Raw genomic sequence first — 24,582 nt, forward strand, 5'->3', positions numbered from 1 at the left:
TCGTCGGCGCCAATGCTGCTCGCATGGCCATCGGTCTTCGCGCGGATGTCACTATTCTTGATCGCAACGTTGATACACTACGTCGTCTAGACGAAGAATTCCAGGGTCAAGCAAAAGTAATTTACTCAACTGAAGATGCGATCGAAAAACACGTCCTTGATGCTGACTTGGTCATAGGTGCTGTGCTTATCCCTGGTGCAGCGGCTCCTAAACTTGTCACCAAAGAACACATTGCCAAAATGAAGCCTGGTTCTGCGGTCGTTGACGTAGCAATCGACCAAGGTGGCTGTTTCGAAACTTCGCACGCAACCACTCACGCAGAACCCACTTACATTGTTGACGATGTGGTTCACTACTGTGTTGCGAACATGCCAGGTGCTGTTGCACGCACTTCTACTTTCGCCCTTAATAACGCAACACTACCTTATATTGTCAAACTAGCCAACAAAGGTTATCGCGAAGCACTTCTTGAAGACAAAGGTTTCCTTGAAGGTCTGAACGTTATTCACGGCAAAGTGACGTGTAAAGAAGTCGCAGAAGGCTTTGGTCTGGAATACGTCGAACCGGAAGCTGCGATTGCAATGTTCAGCTAGTTGGGTTATCCATAAATGACAAAAGCGCCTTATTAAAGGCGCTTTTTTGTTTGCTTTGATAACACTCAGAACCAGCGTTCTAGAGATGATTTGTCGAGTTGTCTGAATGCGCTATTGAGAATGCGTGCCAACTCTTTGTATCGAGGGCGAGATTTAATCGGCTCAACCGCACTGCCACTTTCCACAATCTTTTGATGAATTTCTCGATACCAACCCGCTAATGATGGGGGTAACTGGGTGTTCGCCCTATTCCCTAGCCACCATATACCTTGAATCGGCATGCTGATCGCAAACAGGGCGATGATGACCGATTGAGGCATTGAGCTGTAGTTATCAAAAGCCATCTGAGTCAAAACACTGATGGCGGCGATCGCTGGCATTACTTTCACCCCAAAGCGAGTCGCTTTGATGATGCGCTGCTCAGGAAACAATAAGTTGAGCTCTTTACGCATAGGCCAGGTATCCATGTACTTCTGCCCATCTCGTAGGCTATGAACTAATCCGACTTTATTACTCATACGACTCTCTCACTTAATAGCTTCAGGTCTTAATTAAAATTTAATTGAAACATTCAACTTTAAACGCAAAAAAATGATAAAAGTTAATATTCTTTCAAATTTTTTTTGTTATCATTAGCGCTTATCGCTATTCTTTGCAGACCCACAATCTCATTGTTGCCGTTATTTACCAGATAAGCAACTCTTGAGACCTATCTGCAAGGATGCAAACGCGGTGATTTGGAGTCACCACGTTCATAATTATACGGAATTCGAAGTTTTTTTGACCAAGATTAGTACGCGCTATTTTCAGCATCGACTATTCTTGTGATTAATTTTCATCCTTACTGATTTTGTAATCAGACGAATAACAGGTAGTCACTCATGTCTAAGCTAGTTTTAGTTTTAAACTGCGGTAGTTCTTCTCTTAAGTTCGCTATTGTTGATGCAGCAAATGGCGACGAGCACCTAACAGGTCTTGCTGAATGTCTTCATCTTCCTGAAGCACGTATCAAGTGGAAACTTGATGGTAAACACGAAGCACAACTAGGCGAAGGCGCTGCACACGATGAAGCTCTATCATTCATCGTTGAAACTATTCTTGCTTCTAAGCCAGAACTTGCTGAGCAACTAAAAGCAATCGGCCACCGTGTTGTACACGGCGGTGAAAAATTCACTAAGTCAGTACTGATCGACGATGCAGTAATCAAAGGTATCGAAGACTGTGCAACTCTAGCACCTCTTCACAACCCAGCTGCAATCATCGGTATCAAAGCGGCTCAAAAAGCGTTCCCTGGCCTACCAATGTCTGCAGTATTTGACACTGCATTCCACCAAACAATGCCAGAAGAAGCGTACCTATACGCACTTCCATACAACCTTTACAAAGAGCACGGTATCCGTCGTTACGGCATGCACGGTACTTCTCACCTATTCATCGCTCGTGAAGCGGCTGAGCGTCTAGGTAAACCAGCAGATGAACTTAACATCATCAACTGCCACCTAGGTAACGGCGCATCTGTTTGTGCAATCAAGAACGGTAAATCTGTAGACACTTCTATGGGTCTAACTCCGCTTGAAGGTCTTGTAATGGGTACTCGTTGTGGTGACATCGATCCTGCGATCATCTTCCACCTACACGACGCACTAGGTTACTCTGTTGAGCAAATCAACACGATGCTAACTAAAGAGTCAGGCTTACAAGGTCTAACTGAAGTGACTTCTGATTGTCGTTTCGTTGAAGACAACTACGGCCAAAAAGAAGAAGCAACTCGTGCAATGGACGTGTTCTGTCACCGTCTAGCTAAGTACGTTGCTGGTTACACTGCGACTCTAGAAGGTCGTCTGGACGCTATCGTATTCACTGGCGGTATCGGCGAGAACTCTGGTCCTATCCGTGAAATGGTTCTAAACCGTCTTGGCGTATTCGGTATCGAAGTTGATGGTGAAGCTAACCTTAAAGCACGTTTCGGCGGCGAAGGTACTATCACAACTGCAGAGAGCCGTATCCCAGCAATGGTTATCTCTACAAACGAAGAGCTAGTTATTGCAGAAGACACTGCGCGTCTAGCAGCTCTTTAATTGACTCAACCGGTTGGCAGTGAGCCAGCCGGTTCTCTTTAGTGGGGCTTAACTCCTATTCCACGCCAAGGAATACGCAGTTGAGCTTTTATCCCAATAGCAAAAGGTACTCTACGAATGTCTCGTACTATTATGCTTATCCCTGCAAGTGCTGGTGTTGGTCTTACTAGCGTAAGCATGGGTGTTCTTCGCGCTATGGAGCGCAAAGGCGTTAAGGTTTCTTTCTACAAGCCTATCAGTCAGCCACGCAGCGGTGGCGATCAACCAGATCTCACTTCAACCATTATCGGCGTTAACAGCGATATTAAGATCGGTGAGCCTATGCCGATGTCAGTTGCAGATTCTCTAATCGGTAACGACAAAATGGACGAGCTGTTAGAGACAGTGGTTGAGCGTTACAACCAAATCAACAAAGATGCAGAAGTAACACTGATCGAAGGTCTTGTACCAACTCGTAAGCACCCATTCGCTAACCAAGTGAACGCGGAAATCGCGGCGACACTAGGCGCAGAAATCGTATTGGTTGCCACTCCGGGTACTGACAACCCAGCTCAACTTAAAGAGCGTATCGAAGTAGCTTGTTCTAACTTCGGTGGCACTAAGAACAAAAACATCTCTGGCGTTATCATCAACAAACTGAACGCTCCAGTCGATGAAGCAGGCCGTACTCGCCCTGACCTATCTGAAATCTTTGACGATGCAGATAGCGCGAAGCAGAACGAGATGAAAGTGATGGAGATCTTCAACACATCTCCAATCCGCGTTCTAGGTTGTGTGCCGTGGAGCATCGACCTAATCGCAACTCGTGCAATCGACATGGCGAAACACCTTAAAGCGGAAGTCGTTAACGAAGGTGAAATCAAAACTCGTCGTATCAAGAGCATCACATTCTGTGCGCGTTCTCTACCGCACATGATTGAACACTTCAAGCCGGGTTCACTGCTTGTAACTTCAGCTGACCGTCCAGACGTTATCGTTGCCGCTTCTCTAGCTGCAATGAACGGCGTAGACATCGGTGCAGTATTACTTACTGGTGGTTACGACATCCCTGAAGAGATCGCTGGTCTATGTAAGCCTGCTTTCGACACAGGTCTGCCAATTTTCAAAGCGCACGGTAACACATGGCAAACGTCTCTGAACCTACAGAGCTTTAGCCTAGAAGTACCAGCTGACGATAAAGAGCGTATCGAGTTTATCAACGAGCACGTGGCAAGCCACATCGACGGTAACTGGATCGAGTCAATGACGGAAGGCACTCAGAAGTCTCGTCGTCTAAGCCCACCAGCATTCCGTTACCAGCTAACTGAGCTTGCTCGTAAAGCTGGCAAACGTATCGTTCTTCCTGAAGGCGATGAGCCGCGTACAGTAAAAGCAGCGGCTATCTGTGCAGAACGTGGTATTGCAGAATGTGTGCTTCTCGGTAACCCAGCAGAAATCAAACGCGTTGCGGCGCAGCAAGGTGTTGAGCTAGGTGCTGGCGTGCAAATCATCGACGCTGATGCGATCCGCGAAAACTACGTTGCTCGTCTAGTTGAGTTACGTGGCGCGAAAGGCATGACAGAAGTGGTTGCTCGCGAGAAACTACAAGACTCTGTATTCCTAGGTACTATGATGCTTGAGAACGACGAAGTTGACGGTCTAGTGTCTGGTGCGGTTCACACCACAGCGAACACTATCGTTCCTCCGTTCCAAATCATTAAGACTGCACCTAACGCGTCTATCGTATCTTCGGTATTCTTCATGCTTCTGCCTGATCAAGTACTGGTTTACGGTGACTGTGCAATCAACCCAGATCCAACAGCTGAACAGCTGGCTGAAATCGCTATCCAATCTGCAGATTCTGCAGCGGCATTCGGTATCGAACCTCGCGTTGCAATGATCTCTTACTCTACTGGTGAATCTGGTAAGGGTGCAGACGTTGATAAAGTACGTGAAGCGACCAAACTGGCTCAAGAGAAACGTCCTGATCTAATCATCGACGGTCCTCTTCAATACGATGCTGCGATCATGGAAAACGTTGCTGCTTCTAAAGCGCCAAACTCTCCAGTAGCGGGTAAAGCGACTGTATTCGTATTCCCAGACCTAAACACTGGTAACACGACTTACAAAGCGGTACAGCGCTCTGCAGACCTCGTCTCTATCGGTCCAATGCTGCAAGGCATGCGTAAGCCTGTAAACGACCTGTCTCGTGGTGCACTAGTAGACGACATCGTATACACAATCGCGCTAACAGCAATCCAAGCGACTCAAGAGCAGAAGTAATTCTCTCGATTGGATAAATAAATTGAAAGCCCTCGACTCAGTCGAGGGCTTTTTGTATCACTTACATTAGTTAAACCATCAAAATAAACACCGCAGCCCCCGTCAGGACACTCAGCAGCATCGCAGGGGCAATTCTGCGCGCCAAAGACTTATCACCTAAAACCACCACCATCCCCATTTTGACTAAAGTATTTACCGAAGCGGCAATCACAATGCCTAGTGCTGCGGTAGATAGAGAGAGCGTTTGAGTACTCTGCCTCGCTAGCGCAAGTGAGATAGCATCCACATCGGTAATCCCTGAAAGCGCAGACAAAATCAGCGTACCGGCATCACCAAACCAATCAGATAACGCATGTGAGAGCAGCATTATCATCGCCAGCACAAGACCAAAAAACACCGCGGATTGCAGCGCAAGTGGGTTCTTCTGCTTATTGTCCGGCTCAATATTTTCGATATCGACTTCGCGCCATATCCGCCAGGCCATGAAATACATCGCCACCATCATAGATAAAATGATTGGCCACAGCAGTTTCACCAATGGCGGATTTAACACCGTCAGTACCACGATCAATCTTGGAAACATGGTGCCACAACTCAGCAAGATGCCACTCGCCAACAGCGGACTGATCCTTGGTTGTTCTTTGGATAGCTGAGAAAACTGCAAGGTAAGCGCGGTTGAGGAACTGAGTCCAGCGAAAACGGACGTGAAGAGAATGCCTCGCCGTTCACCACCGATTTTTATCGCAAAGTAACCAACAAACGAAATGCTGGCGATCAACACCACCATCCACCAGATTTCATAAGGGTTCAGCGCGTTCCAAGGCCCATAAGTTTGGTTGGGCAGCATTGGCAACAGAACAATCGAGATCAACAATAGCCTTAACGCTGCATCCAGTTCGTACTCTTGCAGCTTTTGCAGCGCGTCGTGCAGTTCTCGCTTGTTATCCAGCACTAAGGCCGTAATCACAGCAGCAGATGCCGCTAAGACCGCTTGCCCAGATGCGGCAAGGCTACCGATGACAAAGGTAATTAACAGGCTGACTATGCCGGTAATACTTAGATCTTCACTGATTCGCTGACGTACAACAAACGCGACCCCGGCGAGACAAACAAGTGCAATAAGGGCAAATCCGAGCAATAAAGGCGTATACAGCTGCGAAAGCACAGCAACTAAACCGCCAAGTAGTCCGACTAACGAGAAAGTACGAATACCAGCGACTCGGCTGCCTTCGACACCGTGACGCATCACCCAGCCCCGCTGAGTACCTATAATCGCGCCTAATAGTAGTGCGATAAGCAGATTCCAGATGTGATTGTCACCGCTGACAAACTCACTGATGTCCATGTTCCACCAAAAGTTATAAGCCTAATCATAAGTTTAAGCGCTTTTGGCTATTTATCTGTGAATCAGGCAAAACAATTGTGATTAAAAAAGCCCAAAGCAATTTTCGCTTTGGGCTTTCTCCAATTGGCTTTAAACCTTATCTCGGCCGTGCGGGGAATCGAGATCTAATTCCGGACCGACTGGCACAATTTGCGTCGGGTTGATTCCAGTATGGCTGTAATAATAATGACGTTTGATATGGTAAAAGTCTGTGGTCTGTTTGACCCCTTTCACTTGGTACAACTCTTTTAGATAGCCTTGCAAGTTGGCGTAATCCTGAATGCGTTGCTTATTACACTTGAAGTGACCGACATAGACTGCGTCAAAACGGATCAAAGTGGTGAATAAACGCCAATCGGCTTCTGTTAGCTTATCGCCTGCCAAGTAACGGTTTAGCGCCAAGTGGCTATCTAACTTATCGAGCGCTGAGAACAGGTCCTCAAACGCTTCTTCGTAAGCATCTTGAGAAGTCGCGAACCCACAACGATAGACACCGTTGTTAATGTTTGGGTAGATAAACTGGTTCCACTCTTCAATCAGACCATGAAGCTCTGCTGGATAGTAGTCATCCGTATTCCCAGTGATATGGTTAAACTCTGAATTGAACATGCGGATGATTTCTGACGACTCATTGCTGACAATCGTGTTGTGCTTTTTATCCCACAATACAGGCACAGTCACCCTGCCCGTGTAGTCCGGCTTAGCGTGTGTGTATAGTTGGTACAGGCGCTTATAACCAAACAGCGGCTCAGGCAGCCCCATTTGCCACCCTTCGCTCAACATGTCAGGACACACAACCGTAACATCAATGTGCTCTTCCAGACCTTTTAACGCACGAAAAATCAGCGTTCGATGCGCCCATGGACAAGCTAATGACACGTAAAGATGATAACGGCCTGATTCCGGTTGGAATTTGGCATTAGGTTCATTCTTAATCCAGTCACGGAAACCAGCATCTTCGCGAATGAATTTACCACCCGTGGTTTTTGTGTCGTACCAGACATCATGCCAGATGCCTTCTACTAACTTACCCATCTCGTTAACCTCGTTAGATTTTAATTTAGAGTAAGTATAAAAAATATCGTCGCGTTCTAGCCCCAAGTCTTTTGTCTTAGTTGTTCGAATTATCTGAATGACAAAAACACATTGAGCTCATCAATTTATTTTCATTGAAAAACAGTTAGTTAAAATAGTGCTTACACGAAGGCTAGAGGCATAAAAAAAAGCGCGGTCCCGAAGGATACCGCGCTTAAGCCCGTCACAGGCTGAATGATTTACACTTGTACGTGCAGACAAGATACCGCGTGTACATCGTTACCTTGGATTGTCGGTTTGGTTTTCGCACACTCTTCCGTTGCTTGTGGACAACGAGTACGGAATACACAACCCGACGGTGGGCTGATTGGTGATGGAAGATCACCTTCCAGCATTTGGATTTTCTTACTGCGCTCGATCTTTGGATCTGGAATCGGTACCGCCGACATCAACGCGCGAGTGTATGGGTGTTTTGGATCAGCAAACAGTGCTTCCGCTTCACCAAGCTCCACTGCGTTACCTAGGTACATAACCAGTACGCGGTCAGAGATGTGTTTTACCACTGACAAGTCGTGCGCGATGAAGACCAAAGAAAGACCTAGCTCTTTCTGGATTTCTTTAAGCAGGTTCACGACCTGAGCCTGAATCGAAACATCCAGTGCCGATACAGGTTCGTCACAGATGATCATCTTAGGCTTGAGGATAAGCGCACGTGCAATACCGATACGCTGACACTGACCGCCAGAGAATTCGTGTGGGTAACGGTTGATCACGTTTGGTAATAGACCAACTTTTGCCATCATCTCTTTAACGCGGTCTTTGACTTCCTGCTTCGATAGCTCTGGGTAAAAGGTCTCTAGCGGCTCAGCGATGATGTCACCGACAGTCATACGCGGGTTAAGCGACGCCAGTGGATCTTGGAAGATCATCTGGATTTCTTTGCGCGTTTCACGGCGCTGCACGCTTTTCATTTTCGTCAGATCTTGACCCAACCAAACAACTTGACCGTCGGTTGCTTCAACCAAACCAATGATGGCGCGGGCAAACGTCGACTTACCACAGCCTGACTCACCTACTACGCCTAGCGTTTCACCTTCGTAAAGACGAACGTTAACACCGTCTACTGCTTTAAGATTCGAAGGCTTAGACCAAGGCCATGCCGATTTTGATGCGATGCTAAAGTGAACTTTAAGATCTTTAACATCTAGTAGTAATGATTTATCTGCACTCATTTCTTCCAAGCCTCCCATTCAGAAAAACATGCGCGCTGACGACCATCACCAAATGGTGTCAGGATTGGCGCTTCTTGCTTACAACGGTCCATCACGCGATGGCAACGTTCCTGATAAGGACAGCCAGGTGGTAGGCGAAGTAAGTTAGGCGGGTTGCCCGGGATAGTTGGCAGAATTTCGCCTTCTGTATCAAGGCGAGGGATTGCTTTCAGCAGACCTTCCGCATATGGGTGGCTTGGGTTGTAGAAGATTTCATCAACCGTGCCGTATTCCATTGTACGACCTGCGTACATGACCAAGACTTTGTCACATGAACCCGCAACAACACCTAGGTCGTGTGTGATCATGATGATAGCCGTGTTGAATTCGTCTTTTAGCTCGTTCAGCAGGTCCATGATCTGCGCTTGAACCGTTACGTCTAGTGCCGTGGTTGGTTCATCCGCAATTAGCAGTTTAGGACGACACAGTAGCGCCATTGCGATCATTACGCGCTGACGCATACCGCCTGAAAACTCGTGCGGATACATAGTAATACGCTTACGTGCTTCAGGGATTTTTACCGCTTCCAGCATACGTACTGATTCTTCAAACGCTTCTGCTTTGCCCATGCCTTTGTGCAGCATTAGCACTTCCATCAACTGGTCACTGACTTTCATGTACGGGTTCAGCGACGTCATTGGGTCTTGGAAGATCATCGCGATTTGTTCAGCACGAACTTTGTTCAGTTCTTTTTCAGACAAATTTAAGATTTCTTTGCCTTCGAACTTCGCGCTACCAGAGATAATACCGTTTTTAGCTAGTAGACCCATGATAGCGAATACTGTCTGAGATTTACCTGAGCCCGATTCACCTACGATACCTAGGGTTTCACCTTGCTTCAGAGAGAAGTTCAAATCGTTTACTGCGGTGACGATACCATCTTGGGTGGTAAATTCGACACGCAGATCTTTGACATCTAATAAGCTCATCATTGCTTCCTTAATCTTATCTTTTAATTATCTGTCTTTTGGATCCAGCGCATCGCGCAGGCCATCACCAACGTAGTTGAAGCAGAATAGAGTCACAACCATGAACGCCGCTGGGAATGCCAGCTGCCAAATTGCTACTTCCATTGTCTGTGCACCTTCTTGTAGAAGTGCGCCCCAACTTGTCATTGGTTCCTGAACACCAAGACCAAGGAATGATAGGAATGATTCGGTCAGAATCATGCTTGGGATAAGCAGCGTTGAATAAACCGCTACGATGCCCAATACGTTCGGTACGATATGGCGAGTAATGATCTTCCAGTTACTGACACCACAAACGTGCGCCGCTTCGATGAACTCTTTACTACGTAGGCTGAGTGTCTGACCACGTACGATACGCGCCATATCCAGCCATGCGATTGCACCAATCGCAACGAAGATAAGAATAATATTACGGCCGAAGAAGGTGACTAGTACGATAACTAGGAACATGAACGGCACTGCGTAAAGGATCTCTAGGATACGCATCATAATGCGGTCAACTTTACCGCCAATGAAGCCAGATGCCGCGCCGTAAAGCGTACCAATCAGTACCGCTACGAATGCGCCCATCACACCCACCATTAGCGAGATACGACCACCGATTAGAGTACGAACGTACAGGTCACGACCTAAACTGTCGGTACCAAACCAGTGCTCTGCGCTTGGCGCCACGTGCATCGCGTACCAGTCAGTGTCGTCAAATGTGTACGGTGCAATCATCGGCAGAATAATCACTGCCAATGTCATTAAAACAAGAATGAATAAGCTCACCATCGCCGCTTTGTTACGCATAAAGCGGATACGAGCATCTTGCCAAAGACTACGACCTTCAATCTCCAAGTTCTCAGAGAATTTTTCAATCGCTTCTAGGTTTTCTTTTTTCGTCAACATAACCAAACTTCCCTGTTAGTAGCGAATTTTCGGGTCAATCATTGCAAGTAGAATATCTACAATCGCGTTGAATAAGATAAATAGGAAACCAATCAGAATGGTTACACCCATTACTAGCGAGTAGTCACGGTTAAATGCAGCGTTAACGAATAACTTACCGATGCCCGGTAAACCAAAGATGGTTTCGATAACAACTGAACCTGTGATGATACCTACGAATGCAGGACCCATGTAAGAAACAACAGGTAGTAGTGCTGGTTTTAGTGCGTGCTTAATGATGATGTAACGGTAGCTTAAACCCTTCGCACGAGCGGTACGGATAAAGTTACTGTTCATCGTTTCGATCATCGAGCCACGCGTAATACGTGCGAATGTCGCGACATAGAGTAAAGACATACCAATAACTGGCAGTACTAGGAACTTAGCACTACCGTCTTGCCAGCCACCCGCTGGGAAGATATTGAGATGCAGAGAGAATAGATAGATTAGCGCTGGCGCTAATACGAATGATGGCATTACCACCCCGAGCATTGCGGTAGACATGATCGTGTAGTCTACCCAGGTGTTTTGCTTCAAGGCGGCGATCGTCCCGACCGTTACCCCCATAATGACGGTAAAGATGAAAGCGATAAAGCCTACTTTTGCAGAAACTGGCAACGCCACTGAGATCAGCTCATTCACTGAGTAATCTAGATACTTGAATGATGGTCCGAAGTCACCTTGGACAACGTTAAACAAGTAAGTTGTGTATTGCTCGAATACTGGCTTATCTAGGCCGTATTTAGCTTCGATGTTCGCCATAACTTCTGGTGGAAGAGGACGCTCGGTCGAGAATGGGTTTCCCGGCGCAAAGCGCATGAGAAAGAAAGATACGGTGATCAAAACCAACATAGTTGGGATCGCCTCAAATATCCTTTTTGCGATGAATTTAAGCATAAACTCACTCTTTCAGTCTGTGACAATATAAATTAAAGAGAATAGTCCAAATTTGTTTGGACTGAACATAGGCGCTACATGCAATTTCTCACATGCAGAGCCTAATTTTTATAGTTCTATCGAGTTAAGAGTTACTCTGTGATGTAAAGATCTTTAGAGTAAATTTTCTCTTCTGGGTTGTTAGCTGGGAAGCCACCAACTTTCGGAGACAGTAGACGTGATTTCACGTACTGGTAGATAGGTGCGATAGGCATATCTTTAGCCATTAGCGCTTCTGCTTCTAGGTAAAGAGCGTTACGTTCTTCTTCAGAAGTAGAGTTAAGCGCTTTGTCGATGATCTCATCGTAAGCTTTGCTATCGTAATGGATACCGCCAGTGGTGTTGTTGCTCTTCATTAGAGTTAGGAATGAAGATGCTTCGTTGTAGTCACCACACCAACCTGCACGAGCAACTTCGAAGTCACCAGAGTCTTTCGTTGATAGGTAAGTTTTCCACTCTTGGTTTTCTAGAGTTACGTCTAGACCCAGTGTTTTCTTCCACATAGAACCTAGAGCAACCGCCACTTTCTTGTGGTTCTCTGAAGTGTTGTATAGAAGGTTGAATTTCAGTGGGTTGTCTTTACCGTAGCCTGCTTCTTCTAGAAGACGTGCCGCTTCCGCGTTACGCTCTTCCTGAGTCATCTTGCCGTATGCTGGCATTTCTGGGTTGAAGCCCGCTGTGATTTCAGGAGTTAGGAAGTAAGCTGGTTTTTGGCCTTGGCCCATGATCGCATCACTGACGATGTCACGGTCGATCGCGTAAGAGATCGCTTTACGTACACGTACATCATCAAATGGTGCTTTCTTGGTGTTGAAGATGTAGTAGTAAGTACATAGGTTACCCACTACTGAAAGTGATTCTGGGTGCTCTTTCTTCAGACGTTTGAAGTGCTCTACCGGCACGTCGTAGCTGATGTCGATTTCACCCGCTAGGAAACGGTTCATCTCTGCAACTTGGTTTTCGATCGGTAGGAACGTAACCTTGTTTAGAGTAGTGTTTTCGTTATCCCAGTATTGTTCGTTACGCTTAAGAACGAGACGCTCGTTCACAACCCAGTTGTCTACAACAAACGCACCGTTACCTACAAAGTTCTCTGGTTTCGTCCATTGATCACCGAACTTCTCAACTGTTGCTTGGTGCACAGGCTTCACTGTTGTGTGGCCCATCATCATCACGAAGTAAGGTACTGCTGTATCCAGCTCAACAACCAATGTGTGGTCGTCTACCGCTTTAACACCTAGCTCGCTCTTGTCTTTCTTACCAGCAACGATGTCTTTGGCATTCTTCATCTTGGTGTATTCCATATACCAAGCGTATGGAGAAGCGGTTGCAGGATCGACTGCACGCTGGAAGCTGTAAACGAAATCACCAGCAGTCACAGGATCGCCGTTTGACCATTTAGCATCTTTGCGTAGGTGGAAAGTAAAGGTTTTGTTGTCCGCAGTTTCCCAAGACTCAGCAACGCCAGGAACGGTATTACCGTTTTCATCTTGGTTCACTAGACCTTCTAGAAGATCACGAATTACGTGAGACTCTGGAACACCTTGAGATTTGTGTGGGTCAATTGTCGCTACTTCAGTACCGTTACCGCGCACAATTTCTTGAACTGCTGCTAGTTTTGGTGCTTGAGAATCAGACTTAGCTTCTGGTGCAGGAGCTGGGGCTGGTTGAGTTGCTTGCTTTTCTTCTGGTTTATCGCCACAACCAGTAAGAGCTAGAGAAAGGCCCGCGCCGATAAATAACGTGCGCGTGATTTTGTTCTTATACATGCGTAAAACTCCAAGTTTTTCATTTGCATCCATGACTTCTTTGCAGGTTCACTAGAACGGACAGTGATTTAGGTTTTTTTAGCACAAAAAGTAGGCATAAAAAGCTAAAACCATACAAAGATTGCGGCACACATTATCAATCATTGAAGCAATTTGCCATAAAAATGTAGCAAAAAGTCGTATAATCCACCGATAACTTCAACATTTTAGATGATAATGCTAATCAGGCTATAAAAGTTAGTATATCTGAGTAACTCACTCCCTAGAGATAGAGCGATATGCCACATTATCTAAAAAGACACCGCATTTTAGCATCTTGTGCTAGAAATTATGCAAAAAAATTAACAATAACTGTGCACAACCGCTAACAATTCGCGACATCCATCTCATCTGATGAGGCATTTTGTGACCTTAATCACTAGTATGGAACGGCGTTTTAATCTTTCCACTCAACAACAGAATTATCAGTAGATAGGCAGTTCATCTCACTATTTTCGTTGAGTAGATGGCAGAACTACATCAAAAATGGAATGACAAAAAGCGGATGATACGACCAAAGTCGTAGAGCTATTTCCTAGCGCTAATTTGCGGAAATGAAACAAGTTCGAACTGGTCGTTTGAGCAGGTTATTCTTTATCGAAGCTGTCTACCACGATTGCTCCCATCGACGCGGGCATTGAAATTACAATGATTCGTTTAAAAGCAACGAGAGGCTCACTAAACAAAGGGAGTTTGTCGAGGCAGAGCAAAACCAGCGCCACCACGAAAGTCGTCATTAGGTAGGCAATGACAATTCTGAATATGAACACCCATTGTCGAGACTCAATATTCTTCTGAAACACGCTTTCATAGGTATAAAGGCCAAGAAAGGTAATCGAAAGAATGAACAGAAGCGTAAGATTAGACGGAGCAAGGGTCTCCCCCAACTTCCACGCTTCTTCAGAAAATGAAATAGGCACAGCGAGTGCGAACGCACCAACAAAAATTTGGCTGGCATCTTCGATATTAAAACTTAACTTCATAAACGCACTCGCTTAATTTATCTGGCGATCAAACCCTACTGCTTCGCCTCCAGCGCAGGGCTAGAGGCTTGCGTTGACGGCTGAGCAACTAACTTAGTCACGCCTTTCTGTAGGATCAAGTTATTCGGGTAAGTAATGATGTTACCGCTACTATGACGAAGAATAACGTGGAACATTGTGATATCGATGATTACTCCACTAATGTCTTCGTCTTTTTCCGCAACTTTAACGCGATCCCCAATGCGATAAGGGAACACAAAGAAGATCAGTACACTTGCAGTCAAGTTGCTCAAGATTGACCACTGAGCAAACAACGCCACACCTAAAACAGCAAAAATCGACGAGAGGAATATCGATACATCCCCAAACCCAACATCCAAAATAATCAGGAAAAAGGAGATGAACAGACCAAATGCGATGACATTAAACGCCTTGACGACAAACTGAGTGCGCTTAAACGACACTCTTTTGTTGTCCGCCAAAGCTTCAATCCAGCGACGCCCTAGTCTCTTAATAACGAGATAACCGAGAATCAGCAAACAACCGAATAAAATCTGTTTAAACAGCATGTTGGTTTGAATAAACTCAACCATCAAATAAACCTTAACTTCTTAAGAATCACAACTTCAACCGCGACGATAGCCAACAAGCTTACACAAAATAGCGCAAACGCAAATGGGCTTTCTGTTCCAGGAATACCACCAATATTGACCCCAAGTAGCCCAGTAAAGAATCCCGCCGGTAAGAATATCCCGGCAATCACAGAGAACAGATACGTATTTCGGTTCATTTTTTCCGCTTGCTGCTGATTGAGGTTCATTAGATACACTTCAATCTGGTCAATGTAAAACTCTACCGACTCGTTAATACGCGCCATCATATCTAAACAGTTCTTTAGTTCATTCTGCTTGTTATCCATCACTTTAGGATGGGTTGCTAAGATATCTTCCAACACATACTTCTGCGGCTTTAGGTAACGTTTTAGACGCAGTAGGCGGGTGTGAACCGAGTTTAAGCTTTTCAGCTCAACGTCTGAATCCAAACTTAGCGAGTCCAGCATCTCTTCAACGGGAACAAGGAACTCAGAAATGTTGATGTTGATTCGGTTAACCATAGCCAGAATCAAATCTTGTAACGTACTTGGCCCCTGCCCTTGCTCAAGCTGATTGAGTAACGACGTCACCGCTCGTGAAGGCACTTTTCGAGTCGAGATCACCGCGCCTTTATACCAAAGGATACGCAGACTGAGCATATCGTCTGGCTCTGCACCTTGGTTAAAATTGATGCCGCGCAAGATGATCAGAAAACAATCTTCAGAGTATTTCTCAAAGCGTGGTCGAGTATCGTCCGCAAGCAATGAGTCAACAATAGCAGTAGAGACACCATTTCGGTTCAACCACTCCTTTAGACCTGACGCATCACGTTGGCAGTGATACCAAATCGCAGGCATGATCGAATCATCGCTTGGCTCATTTTTCTCCACCTTGTCGGTGTCGAAACGCCAACTCGTAATCAAAAACTCTTCCATATCCTGACCTTTATTTCTTTTGTTGTGCGTGAATACGACTTCACTTTTATATTAGCTTAATTTATCAGAGGCTTACGTAAAAGCACTCTATCGAATAAGCCGTTAAAGTTTCATACGGTACAAGCGTTACGCTCATACTCTGAGTGCGGCGAATAATCAACGAGCTTTCAGAGATTAGAAAGAAAAACATTGTGATGTTAACGATAGAAGAATTTTATGGAATGTAGACAAGATGATGCGACAGCGCTGTTAGGCTGCCGCGTCTTTGTGTTCGTTAATTTTCTCTTTAACTTGTTCAATCAAGGCTAACGCGCGGTCGAAATCATAACTTGAGACGGCATCAAGCAACTTACCGTTTAATTCCGGGCTGAGTTGCTCAAAACAATGCTGGTGCTGTGAATAGAAGTGCTCTGATTCTAAATCGCTTTCTTTTAGTAACACTTCCAACTGCAGCACTCTTTGTTCAAACTCTTGTAAATTCTCCGCATTGCATTCCATCACCTGGTGGACTTGGTGCACAGAGTCGCTCTCCGAAACTTCTTTGTTTCGCGCAGGCGCACGTACACCAGAATGATCGATGCTGAGTTCAATTGTGAATAAGAAAGTACTGCCAATCCCACATTCACTCTCAACTTCGACCGTCCCTCCCATAAGGGCCGCGATACGCTTGCATATAGTTAAACCTAAACCTGTACCACCATATTTTCGCGTTGTTGAAGCATCGGCTTGCTGGTAACTCTCGAAGATTTTAGCTTGCTCATCGAATGATAAGCCAATGCCTGTATCCGCGACACTAAATTGAATCCGAGCTTTGTCGTTAGACTGGCTCAGTAACTCTACATTCAGTGCGATTCCGCCTTCTTCGGTAAATTTAATCGCGTTGCTCACGTAATTGAGCAAGATTTGCTTAATTCGCAGCGGATCACCGACCAACACTGGAATATCACTTTCAACGCTGGCGACGAAGGAAATACCACGCATACTCGCTTTATAGTCAAACAAGTCGTACACATCTTGTATTAAGTGCTCAACTTCAAACGGGATGTATTCGATATCCACTTTACCTGCGTCCAGTTTCGATAAATCGAGAATGTCATTAATCAGAGACAACAGATGTTTGGCGGATTTATCGATCTTCAACAGATGACTTTTGTGTTCGTCACTGAGGTTAGAGTTGAGTAACACATGCGATAAACCCAAAATCGAGTTCATCGGCGTTCGTACTTCGTGACTGACATTCGAGATAAACTGACTCTTTGCGACGTTTGCTTTTTCAGCTTCAAGTTTCGCATGCTTCAGCTCTGCCGTGAGGGTATCTAACTCCTCCCCCATCAGTATGATTTCATTGGCAGTTTCGTTCAGCTCTTTGAGCCGAAAACCATCGTGGGAAAGCTTGAAATCACCGATACTCGCCCTATGTACCATGTCTTGAATCTGGCTAAGTGGCTCAGCGATAAAATTGCTCATCTTTTTCGATGATGTCCAGATAAAGATCAAGAACAGTGTATAGAACGCCACCAAGCCAGCAATCATCAAATAACCGATGTTCTGGTACTTCTGCTCCAACTGCCTGGACGCGGCGTACATCTTGTTCTCGTCGACAATCAATAGCAATCGCCATTGAGTTTCGGGAATGGTTGACCAAGCCACCAGTTTATTCGCGTTATCCAACTGTACTTGCATTAAACCATCGACACTTTGCAATAAGCTCTGGCTCAATGCTGCAGTGTCTTCACGTTTCATTAAGTTAAACGCTTCCGGTTTGAAAATTTCTTCAGTTATCGCCTGCTGGTAGCTGTAATCGGTTAACTCTTTTAGGCCAAAGTCCTGCTCCCCTTGGGGTGGCAAAGCCATGATGGTCCCGTTGGCGCTGGCGAGCACTGCATACCCTCCCCATGGCACTGCGAGACTTTGGATACTATCTACAATCGCGCTCACGGTAATGTCCAACCCAACCACACCTTCTAGTACATTGTTGTTGTACACAGGCGCTATCGATGAAGCCATCCAACCATTTCCTGCTGGATCAATATAGACATCAGTCCAAACGTTGTTCTGCTCTGGATTGTGTTGCGAGTCCGCGAGGTAATAGAAGTTATAGTCAGGGATAACCATATCCGTCGGATATTGCTCTAAGGTATTAAACCAAGGGTAGATTCGGTTATATGAGTCCCAACTGTTGAAGTACACCGATGCAACCAAGTCATTATTGTCAACCAGTTGCTTCATCAAAGGGTCAAGACGCGATAACTTGCCCACTTTGTCCCAATCTTTATTCTCAGTGTGAGCCGAATAAAACGACGCCGCACCACCTAAGTTTTGTTTAGAGTACATGACACCACTCTCGCTCACGGCAAGGTTGGCCTGCTCCTCAGTGGAGTTAGATAGCGGCTCTTGAAGAACTCTGGCGGTTTCGTTGCGATAAAGCATTGTCATACCCGCTACTGATTTGAGCTTCTCACGGATAACACCAGACTCTCTAAGCGCGGAAATTTTCAGTTCTTCATCCACTTGAGTACGAATGTACTGCATGTTGTCTCGGTTGATGAAATGGTTACTGAGCAAATAGGCAGCGATAAGCACCGATTCAACTAAGATCAGAGGAATAATTCCGGTTTTAACCATCGAGCGCCATACCCAAGCGCGGGTGGTTATCTTATTGGCTCGCATGTTTTGTCCAATCAATTTAACTAGCGTCATGCTCTTTTAGGCTCATGTTTTGCATCGCTATTTGATAAAGCTCATCAGCGATATCAACAAAGGCATCAATGATTTCGGGATCAAACTGAGTACCTTTGCCAGACAAAATGATTTGTACCGCATCCCGGTGAGTAAATGCGGGTTTGTAGATTCTTCGGCTAATCAAGGCGTCATACACATCTGCAATAGCCATTAAACGAGCCGAAAGGGGAATTTCATCACCGACAAGCCCTTGCGGGTATCCGTTTCCATCCCAATGCTCGTGGTGAGAATGGGCAATCTCTTTGGCGTATTTAAGAAAGTCCATCTGCTGACCACTAACTTTTTCCGCATTGCTGATCGCGTCATAGCCAATCGTGGTATGGGTTTTCATGATTTCGAATTCGTCTTCTGTCAGATTGCCTTTTTTCAGCAAGATATGATCGGGAATACCGATCTTGCCAATGTCATGCAGTGGCGCGGATTTACAAATTAGCTTAATAACATCATCGCATAACTGACTGGCATAACGTGGGTTTTGACGAAGTTTCTCGGCTAAGTGTTTTATGTAGGTTTGAGTACGTAAAATGTGATTGCCGGTGTCGTTATCTCGCGTTTCAGCCAGAGATATCATCGCATAGAAAGCCACATCCTGAATTGCATGCAGCTCTTCTTGTTGTTTTATGGCTTCGCAAGTTCGGCGCTGGACCTCTTTCTCCAACGCTTCGTTTTCGCCTTTTAACATCTCTGACGAGAGTTTAAGCGATACATGTGTTTTGACTCGAGCTTTGACGATTTCGGGATTGACCGGTTTGGTAATGTAATCTGCCGCACCTAGCGCGAGTCCTTTTTGTTCGTCGATTCGTTCAGATTTTGCGGTTAAGAAGATGACGGGAATATCACGGGTAGACGGCTGAGATTTGAGTCTTTTACATACCTCATACCCATCCATCTCGGGCATCATAATATCGAGAAGAATTAAGTCTGGCTTCGCAGACTCTGCTAAAGCGATCCCCCGAGCCCCACTGTTTGCACCTTTTACGCGATAATCATCTTTTAAGAGTTGATACATCAACGTCAGGTTTTCCGGGATATCATCAATAACAAGTAAGATTGGCTTGGAAGACGACATTGCGTACATCCTCTCCTCCTTGAACATCCAAAAGCATCCGTTTCAGATATCTAGCATTCACTATAGCTTCAAAAGCAAAAGGGCGTTCCTTTGCTTAATTATTATTTTTTTAGTCACTTCTAATATAGTAGACGCACATCTAAAAATCAGCGCATCAATCTAATCAGAGCAACTTTGTTGTTTACTGTCCAGATAACCTAATCTAATAATCTACTGAATTACAAGAACAAAATAGGGCTAATCAGAACTTTTGACTGCTTTCTCTTCGTTAAAGAACCATCGCTGAAAAAGTAAGACAAATATTTCGCTAGAATGTGACGAGAGAGTGCTCTACCCCGTTGTCATAGATTTCGGTACTGTGTATTGCGAGAACAAAAAAATCGCCCACAGGATGCAGGCGATTGAGAGTGAACTTACATAGAGCGATCGGTTGGTCTATCCATCTTGCCCGGCGTCTTGAGCGATACTCCAATCCCCGCCAAGCGATTTATACAACGCAATAGTCGCCTGTGCGGTTTGCAGTTTCGCCGCAACTCGTTGGTCTTGCATCATTCGTTGCTGGCGCTGTGCATCTAGTACAGACAAATGGTCAATTAGCCCTGCGCGATAGAGTGATTTTGCTTTGCTTACCGCTTTATCGGTCGCGATCATCGCTTCATCAATACGGCGCTGGTTTTCCTGGCTTCTACCATAAGCAAACAGCGTCGATTCCGTTTCCGCCAATGCAGCGTCAACCGTGTGTTGGTAAGACAATTTCGCCGAGTCAAAACGTGCTTGATTGATTGCCTCCATTGCATCCCCTCGACCACCATCAAACAGGTTCCAGCTAACCCCCGCTGCGCCCATCCAACCAAAAGAATCACTACTGAATAGGTCATCAAAGCTAGATGCAGAGAGATTAGGCGAACCCGTTAAGAAAAACTTAGGGTATTGGTCGGCAATACTCGCCGCCAGTTCTTCATTTAACGCGGCCATTTCACGCTCAGCCAAGCGAATATCGGTACGACGCTTTAGCAAATCTGACGGTAAACCCACCGGTACCATATCTTGCATCACTGGTACGCTCTGAGTCTGCGCCAAACGAATTTCTACTTTTGTTAGCGGCTCACCAAGCAATACCGCTAAACGATGCTTGTGTGTCTGCTGCGCGATCTCGAGTTGAGGAACGATCGATTCCATCGCCGCCAACGTCGCTTTTGCCTGTGCTAAGTCGAGCTCTGAGCCATAACCGCTGCGCACAACTTTCTCGACTAGATCGAGCGTACGTCTTTGGTCTTCCAGATTAGATTTCGCTATCTCAAGGCGCTCGCTCGCGCCTTGGTATTGCAGATAGTTGTGAATCAAATCAGCAGTAATCACCGTTGTTAAACCGCTTTGGTAAATCTCCGCTTGTTCGATACGAATCTGCGCTGCGTTTGCTTGACGGTCAATGCGACCAAACAAGTCGATTTCCCACGCAATACTTGCGCCTGCGAACACACCATCATGCTGGTTGTCCATCAACGTGATGTTACCCACTTGCGGCGGCAAACCAGAGACCGAATCGCTTAACGGGTTCAATATCGGGCCAAGCGAAGAGTCGTTCTTACTCATCTGATAGTTCACATAGCCAGCCCCTAAACTCACGGTTGGAACTTTGAATGACTCCACCATGGTCTTGTAGCTGTTAGCCATTTTTACGCGTTCCGTCGCGACTTTCAGTGGAATACTCTGGCTCTGCATATCTTGAATCATCTGATTCAGAACGGGATCATTAAATTCTGTCCACCAATATTCATTTTGTTGTGCTTCGGTACTAAGCCCGGATTCTTCCGCGTTCAAGTAAGTTTCTGCCATGCTGGTGCTTGGCTCTTGGTAATCAGGGCCAACCGCACAACCGGTTAAACTCAATGCCAGAACGATTGGCGCTAGGATGAACTTTTTCATGATGACGCCTCCTCTAACTTAGCGTTTGTTTCAGTTGATGGTTGTTCGTCTTTGTACGCTAAGCGATACAATGCTGGCATCACAAACAGAGACAATACCGTTGCCGCTGCTAAGCCACCGATAATGGTTGCTGCCATTTGGTCAAACAGCAGGTCTGTCAACAGTGGAATCATACCTAGTGCGGTAGTCAACGCGCCCATTGAGATCGCCATCGTACGGTTAACCGTCGCCTCTTTAATCGCATCAGACAAACTCATGCCATTGGCTCTTTCCAGCTCAATTTGGTCCATTAATACAATACCGTTTTTAATGATCATCCCCGTTAGCGTGATGGCACCGATGATCGCCATAAAGCCGAACGGTTTATCAAACCCAAGCAACGCAAAGGCTGCGCCTGACGCCGCTAGTGGCAAAGTCGACAAGATAATGATTGGCTGCTTAAAGCCGTTAAACATCGCCACCAAGATGATCACCATGATTAACATCGCTTTCGGCTGCTGCTTCATAATGTCAGTAACGGATTTGTTCTCATCATAATATTCACCACCCCACTCCATGCTGTAGCCCGCTGGTAGCTCAATCGCTTCAATTTGATCTTTAATCGCATTTCTTACGTTTGCTGGTGTCGTTTCGCGGCTTACACCTGCCTGTACTGTGATGGTTTTTACTCGGTCACGACGCCAGATCATGCTTTCTTCGGTCACCAGTTCAAATCCATCAACGACCTGACCTAGCGGTACACTGTTAAAGCCAATCAGAGAACGAACTGGCAATGTTTCCAGTGACGCCATGTTCTGTGACGTGCCACGCAGATGGATTGGGATAAGCTCATCATTGAGATTCATTTGCCCCAGTGGCATGCCGTCTGATGCGCGTTTCAGAGCAAAGGCGACATCGGCACGGTTAATACCCGCGTGGCGCATCTTGTCTTGGTTTAAGATTGGTTTGAGCACTTTGCTCTCTTGGCGCCAATCATCACGGATGTATTTCGCATCAGCTTGAGAAGCAAAGACAAGTTTCGCTTGTGCTGCTAACTCATGCAGTACGGCTTCGTCAGGACCAGAGAAACGAGCTTCAACCGCAAACTTGTCTTTTGTTGCCAACTTCAGAGCACGGAAGCGTGGCTCTGCGTCAGGAAACTCTTGCTTTAACCATTCATCACCACGGGCAACCAATTTGCTGATGCTCGGGTAGTCGACGGTATTGATCAGCACCTGACCGTATGCCGGATCTAGCGGTTCTGGTTCTACCGTTACCGAGAAACGTGGCGCACTCGTACCAACATAGCTAGAGATATTTTTTACCTCTGGCTGCGCGACTAACCATTCTTCAACTTTGCGCATGTCTGCTGAAGTTTGTTCTATTTTCGCGCCATTCGGCAGCCAGTAATCTAAGAACACGATCGCACGGTCTGATTGCGGAAGAAAGTTCACCGCAACAGAAGGGATGACCAACGCGGTAGCAACGATTAACGGAACCAAAGCCGATAGCGCTTTGCGCGGATTATCTACCGTCCAGAAAACCAGCTTCTTGTAACGGCTCGGTTTTACTTCTTCACTGCCCGCTTTAGGCTTAATAAACATCCAAGACATCAGCACAGTAAACGTCATCGCCACAATCCAAGAGAGCAGCAAGGACGACGCCATAATGTCGAATACTGAACTGGCAAATTCAGCCGAGTCTGTTTGAGAAAACAATACTGGGCTCGCACCCATGATCGCAATGACCGTTGCGCCAAGTAATGGAATGGCTGTTTCTTTGACTGAATCAATCGCCGCTCGTGTACGTTCGATACCCTTGTTGAGCTTCACTATCATCATGTCAGTGATAACAATCGCGTTATCCACCAGCATGCCGAGTGCCAAAATAAAAGTACCGAGTGAAACGCGGTGCAAATCGATACCCGCAATATTCATGTAGCTGAGCGTGAGCAAAATCGTTAGCAACAAGCTCGCGCCAACAATCGCTGCGCTCTTAAAGCCCATAAATACCAGCAAGACAACAAAGACGATCGCCACACTTTCAAGCAAGTTTCCGACGAAAGCGTCGATAGACTTTTGCACTTCCTCCGGCTGGTACGCAACCGTAGAAATATCCACACCTAGTGGTAGCGTCTGCTGAAAATTCGAGATAATTTCTTGAATTGTGTCACCCAGAGAAACAACGTTGATGCCCTGTACCGGACTGACCGCTAAGGTAACCGCAGGCTCACCGTTGTAACGGTTTTCCGATAATGCAGGCGTCTTGTAACCCATTGAGATATCTGCGATATCCCCTAAGCGAATCAAACCAGATCCAAGATCGCCCGAACCACCATTGATCACCAGATTACGAATATCTTCTAAAGACTGAAATTCACTGGTTTGCGCGATACGAATGCGCTCTGTACCCGCATCGAATTTACCCGCTTCAAACGTAGTATTTTGCGAGTTCAATTGGTTCCAAACTTGAGCGATAGACAGACCGTACTGCGCCAAGCGTTCATCTGGCATATCGATGTTGACTACGCGTGGTTGAACACCGTGCAACTCGATTTTCTTAATCCCATCTACAGCTTTGATTTGGCGTTGTAGTTCTTCCGCGTAACGACGCAACTCTTCTGGCGCGGCATCTTCACTGTGGATAGAGAAAAGCATGCCATACACTTCTGAGAACTCATCTTGAACGATGCTGATCTGCGCCGATGACGGCAGTTGCAGTTTCACATCGTCCACTTTGCGTCTTAGCAAGTCCCACTGTTGCGGCAATGCTTTCGAGTTGAGGCTCTCATTAAGATCGATAAACACCATCGACATACCTGGACGCGACAGGGAACGTAAACGCTCTAACTCGGCCATTTCTTGCAGTTTCGTCTCGACAGTGTCCGTCACTTGTTGTTCGACTTCTTCGGCGGAGGCGCCCGGATAGAGCGTCACTACCACCGCAGTTTTAACCGTAAAGCTAGGGTCTTCCAATTTACCCAGGTCAAAGTATGAATAAACGCCAGCAATCGCGCTAAGGACGATAAAGAACAATACGAACTTGCGCTGACGAATAGCGAATTCAGCTAAATTGATCATGGATTCGCAC

General features: G+C 46.0%; 18 protein-coding genes. 3 read left to right on the forward strand and 15 right to left on the reverse strand.

Features of this window, described 5'->3' with window-relative positions; all coding sequences use genetic code 11:
• Positions 1–593: alanine dehydrogenase (locus AKJ31_RS05335; protein WP_425425072.1), on the forward strand; the 593-nt coding region annotated here is incomplete at its 5' end.
• A gap of 65 nt (positions 594–658) precedes the next feature.
• Here AKJ31_RS05335 and yfbV read toward each other — a convergent pair.
• Positions 659–1,111, reverse strand: a complete 453-nt coding sequence (yfbV, locus tag AKJ31_RS05340; protein ID WP_053408077.1) for a terminus macrodomain insulation protein YfbV — start codon at positions 1,109–1,111, stop codon at positions 659–661.
• Between the two features lie 363 nt (positions 1,112–1,474).
• Between yfbV and AKJ31_RS05345 the strand changes: the two genes are divergently transcribed.
• Entirely contained in the window at positions 1,475–2,671 is a 1,197-nt protein-coding gene (locus AKJ31_RS05345) for an acetate kinase (protein ID WP_053408078.1), read from the forward strand.
• A gap of 117 nt (positions 2,672–2,788) precedes the next feature.
• A complete protein-coding gene (gene pta / locus AKJ31_RS05350) occupies positions 2,789–4,933 on the forward strand; it encodes a phosphate acetyltransferase (RefSeq protein WP_053408079.1) in 2,145 nt (714 codons plus the stop codon).
• Between the two features lie 70 nt (positions 4,934–5,003).
• On the opposite strand, the gene AKJ31_RS05355 is transcribed toward pta, so the two are convergent.
• From AKJ31_RS05355 to AKJ31_RS05420, 14 genes are all read right to left on the reverse strand, one after another.
• A complete protein-coding gene (locus AKJ31_RS05355) occupies positions 5,004–6,278 on the reverse strand; it encodes an MgtC/SapB family protein (RefSeq protein ID WP_053408080.1) in 1,275 nt (424 codons plus the stop codon).
• 129 nt (positions 6,279–6,407) lie between these two features.
• Entirely contained in the window at positions 6,408–7,352 is a 945-nt protein-coding gene (locus AKJ31_RS05360) for a glutathione S-transferase family protein (RefSeq protein WP_053408081.1), read from the reverse strand.
• A 239-nt stretch (positions 7,353–7,591) separates the two neighbouring features.
• Positions 7,592–8,584, reverse strand: a complete 993-nt coding sequence (oppF, locus tag AKJ31_RS05365) for a murein tripeptide/oligopeptide ABC transporter ATP binding protein OppF (protein ID WP_053408082.1) — start codon at positions 8,582–8,584, stop codon at positions 7,592–7,594.
• Complete coding sequence (oppD, locus tag AKJ31_RS05370) at positions 8,581–9,552, reverse strand: ABC transporter ATP-binding protein (protein ID WP_053408083.1); 972 nt, start codon at positions 9,550–9,552, stop codon at positions 8,581–8,583. The genes oppF and oppD overlap by 4 nt, the downstream gene beginning before the upstream one ends.
• A 27-nt stretch (positions 9,553–9,579) precedes the next feature.
• Entirely contained in the window at positions 9,580–10,482 is a 903-nt protein-coding gene (oppC, locus tag AKJ31_RS05375; protein WP_025542499.1) for an oligopeptide ABC transporter permease OppC, read from the reverse strand.
• 15 nt (positions 10,483–10,497) lie between these two features.
• Entirely contained in the window at positions 10,498–11,418 is a 921-nt protein-coding gene (gene oppB / locus AKJ31_RS05380; RefSeq protein WP_053408084.1) for an oligopeptide ABC transporter permease OppB, read from the reverse strand.
• Positions 11,419–11,549: 131 nt separating this feature from the next.
• Positions 11,550–13,226: an ABC transporter substrate-binding protein gene (locus AKJ31_RS05385; RefSeq protein WP_053408335.1), complete on the reverse strand. Its 1,677-nt coding sequence runs from the start codon at positions 13,224–13,226 to the stop codon at positions 11,550–11,552.
• A gap of 626 nt (positions 13,227–13,852) precedes the next feature.
• Complete coding sequence (locus AKJ31_RS05390; RefSeq protein WP_053408085.1) at positions 13,853–14,248, reverse strand: DUF2391 family protein; 396 nt, start codon at positions 14,246–14,248, stop codon at positions 13,853–13,855.
• A gap of 35 nt (positions 14,249–14,283) precedes the next feature.
• Entirely contained in the window at positions 14,284–14,841 is a 558-nt protein-coding gene (locus tag AKJ31_RS05395) for a mechanosensitive ion channel domain-containing protein (protein ID WP_053408086.1), read from the reverse strand.
• On the reverse strand, positions 14,841–15,776 hold the full coding sequence (locus tag AKJ31_RS05400; RefSeq protein WP_053408087.1) for a CorA family divalent cation transporter: 936 nt from the start codon (positions 15,774–15,776) through the stop codon (positions 14,841–14,843). The genes AKJ31_RS05395 and AKJ31_RS05400 overlap by 1 nt, the downstream gene beginning before the upstream one ends.
• A 249-nt stretch (positions 15,777–16,025) precedes the next feature.
• The gene (locus AKJ31_RS05405) at positions 16,026–18,446 is read right to left on the reverse strand and encodes a sensor histidine kinase (RefSeq protein WP_053408336.1); all 2,421 of its coding nucleotides are present in this window, start codon (positions 18,444–18,446) and stop codon (positions 16,026–16,028) included.
• Positions 18,447–18,462: 16 nt separating this feature from the next.
• Positions 18,463–19,596, reverse strand: coding sequence for a response regulator (locus AKJ31_RS05410; RefSeq protein ID WP_053408088.1), 1,134 nt, complete (start codon positions 19,594–19,596; stop codon positions 18,463–18,465).
• A gap of 426 nt (positions 19,597–20,022) precedes the next feature.
• On the reverse strand, positions 20,023–21,513 hold the full coding sequence (locus AKJ31_RS05415) for an efflux transporter outer membrane subunit (RefSeq protein WP_053408089.1): 1,491 nt from the start codon (positions 21,511–21,513) through the stop codon (positions 20,023–20,025).
• A complete protein-coding gene (locus AKJ31_RS05420; RefSeq protein ID WP_053408090.1) occupies positions 21,510–24,572 on the reverse strand; it encodes an efflux RND transporter permease subunit in 3,063 nt (1,020 codons plus the stop codon). Before AKJ31_RS05420 ends, AKJ31_RS05415 begins: the two co-directional genes overlap by 4 nt.
• Between the last annotated feature and the right edge of the window lie 10 nt (positions 24,573–24,582).

The sequence above is a fragment of the Vibrio hepatarius genome (genome assembly GCF_001274785.1).
Classification (GTDB): domain Bacteria; phylum Pseudomonadota; class Gammaproteobacteria; order Enterobacterales; family Vibrionaceae; genus Vibrio; species Vibrio hepatarius.

Coding starts and splice junctions, on each gene's coding strand:
- yfbV (WP_053408077.1), bottom strand. CDS start 1,111: ATGAGTAATAAAGTCGGATTAGTTCATAGCCTACGAGATGGGCAGAAG.
- AKJ31_RS05345 (WP_053408078.1), top strand. CDS start 1,475: ATGTCTAAGCTAGTTTTAGTTTTAAACTGCGGTAGTTCTTCTCTTAAG.
- pta (WP_053408079.1), top strand. CDS start 2,789: ATGTCTCGTACTATTATGCTTATCCCTGCAAGTGCTGGTGTTGGTCTT.
- AKJ31_RS05355 (WP_053408080.1), bottom strand. CDS start 6,278: ATGGACATCAGTGAGTTTGTCAGCGGTGACAATCACATCTGGAATCTG.
- AKJ31_RS05360 (WP_053408081.1), bottom strand. CDS start 7,352: ATGGGTAAGTTAGTAGAAGGCATCTGGCATGATGTCTGGTACGACACA.
- oppF (WP_053408082.1), bottom strand. CDS start 8,584: ATGAGTGCAGATAAATCATTACTACTAGATGTTAAAGATCTTAAAGTT.
- oppD (WP_053408083.1), bottom strand. CDS start 9,552: ATGAGCTTATTAGATGTCAAAGATCTGCGTGTCGAATTTACCACCCAA.
- oppC (WP_025542499.1), bottom strand. CDS start 10,482: ATGTTGACGAAAAAAGAAAACCTAGAAGCGATTGAAAAATTCTCTGAG.
- oppB (WP_053408084.1), bottom strand. CDS start 11,418: ATGCTTAAATTCATCGCAAAAAGGATATTTGAGGCGATCCCAACTATG.
- AKJ31_RS05385 (WP_053408335.1), bottom strand. CDS start 13,226: ATGTATAAGAACAAAATCACGCGCACGTTATTTATCGGCGCGGGCCTT.
- AKJ31_RS05390 (WP_053408085.1), bottom strand. CDS start 14,248: ATGAAGTTAAGTTTTAATATCGAAGATGCCAGCCAAATTTTTGTTGGT.
- AKJ31_RS05395 (WP_053408086.1), bottom strand. CDS start 14,841: ATGGTTGAGTTTATTCAAACCAACATGCTGTTTAAACAGATTTTATTC.
- AKJ31_RS05400 (WP_053408087.1), bottom strand. CDS start 15,776: ATGGAAGAGTTTTTGATTACGAGTTGGCGTTTCGACACCGACAAGGTG.
- AKJ31_RS05405 (WP_053408336.1), bottom strand. CDS start 18,446: ATGCGAGCCAATAAGATAACCACCCGCGCTTGGGTATGGCGCTCGATG.
- AKJ31_RS05410 (WP_053408088.1), bottom strand. CDS start 19,596: ATGTACGCAATGTCGTCTTCCAAGCCAATCTTACTTGTTATTGATGAT.
- AKJ31_RS05415 (WP_053408089.1), bottom strand. CDS start 21,513: ATGAAAAAGTTCATCCTAGCGCCAATCGTTCTGGCATTGAGTTTAACC.
- AKJ31_RS05420 (WP_053408090.1), bottom strand. CDS start 24,572: ATGATCAATTTAGCTGAATTCGCTATTCGTCAGCGCAAGTTCGTATTG.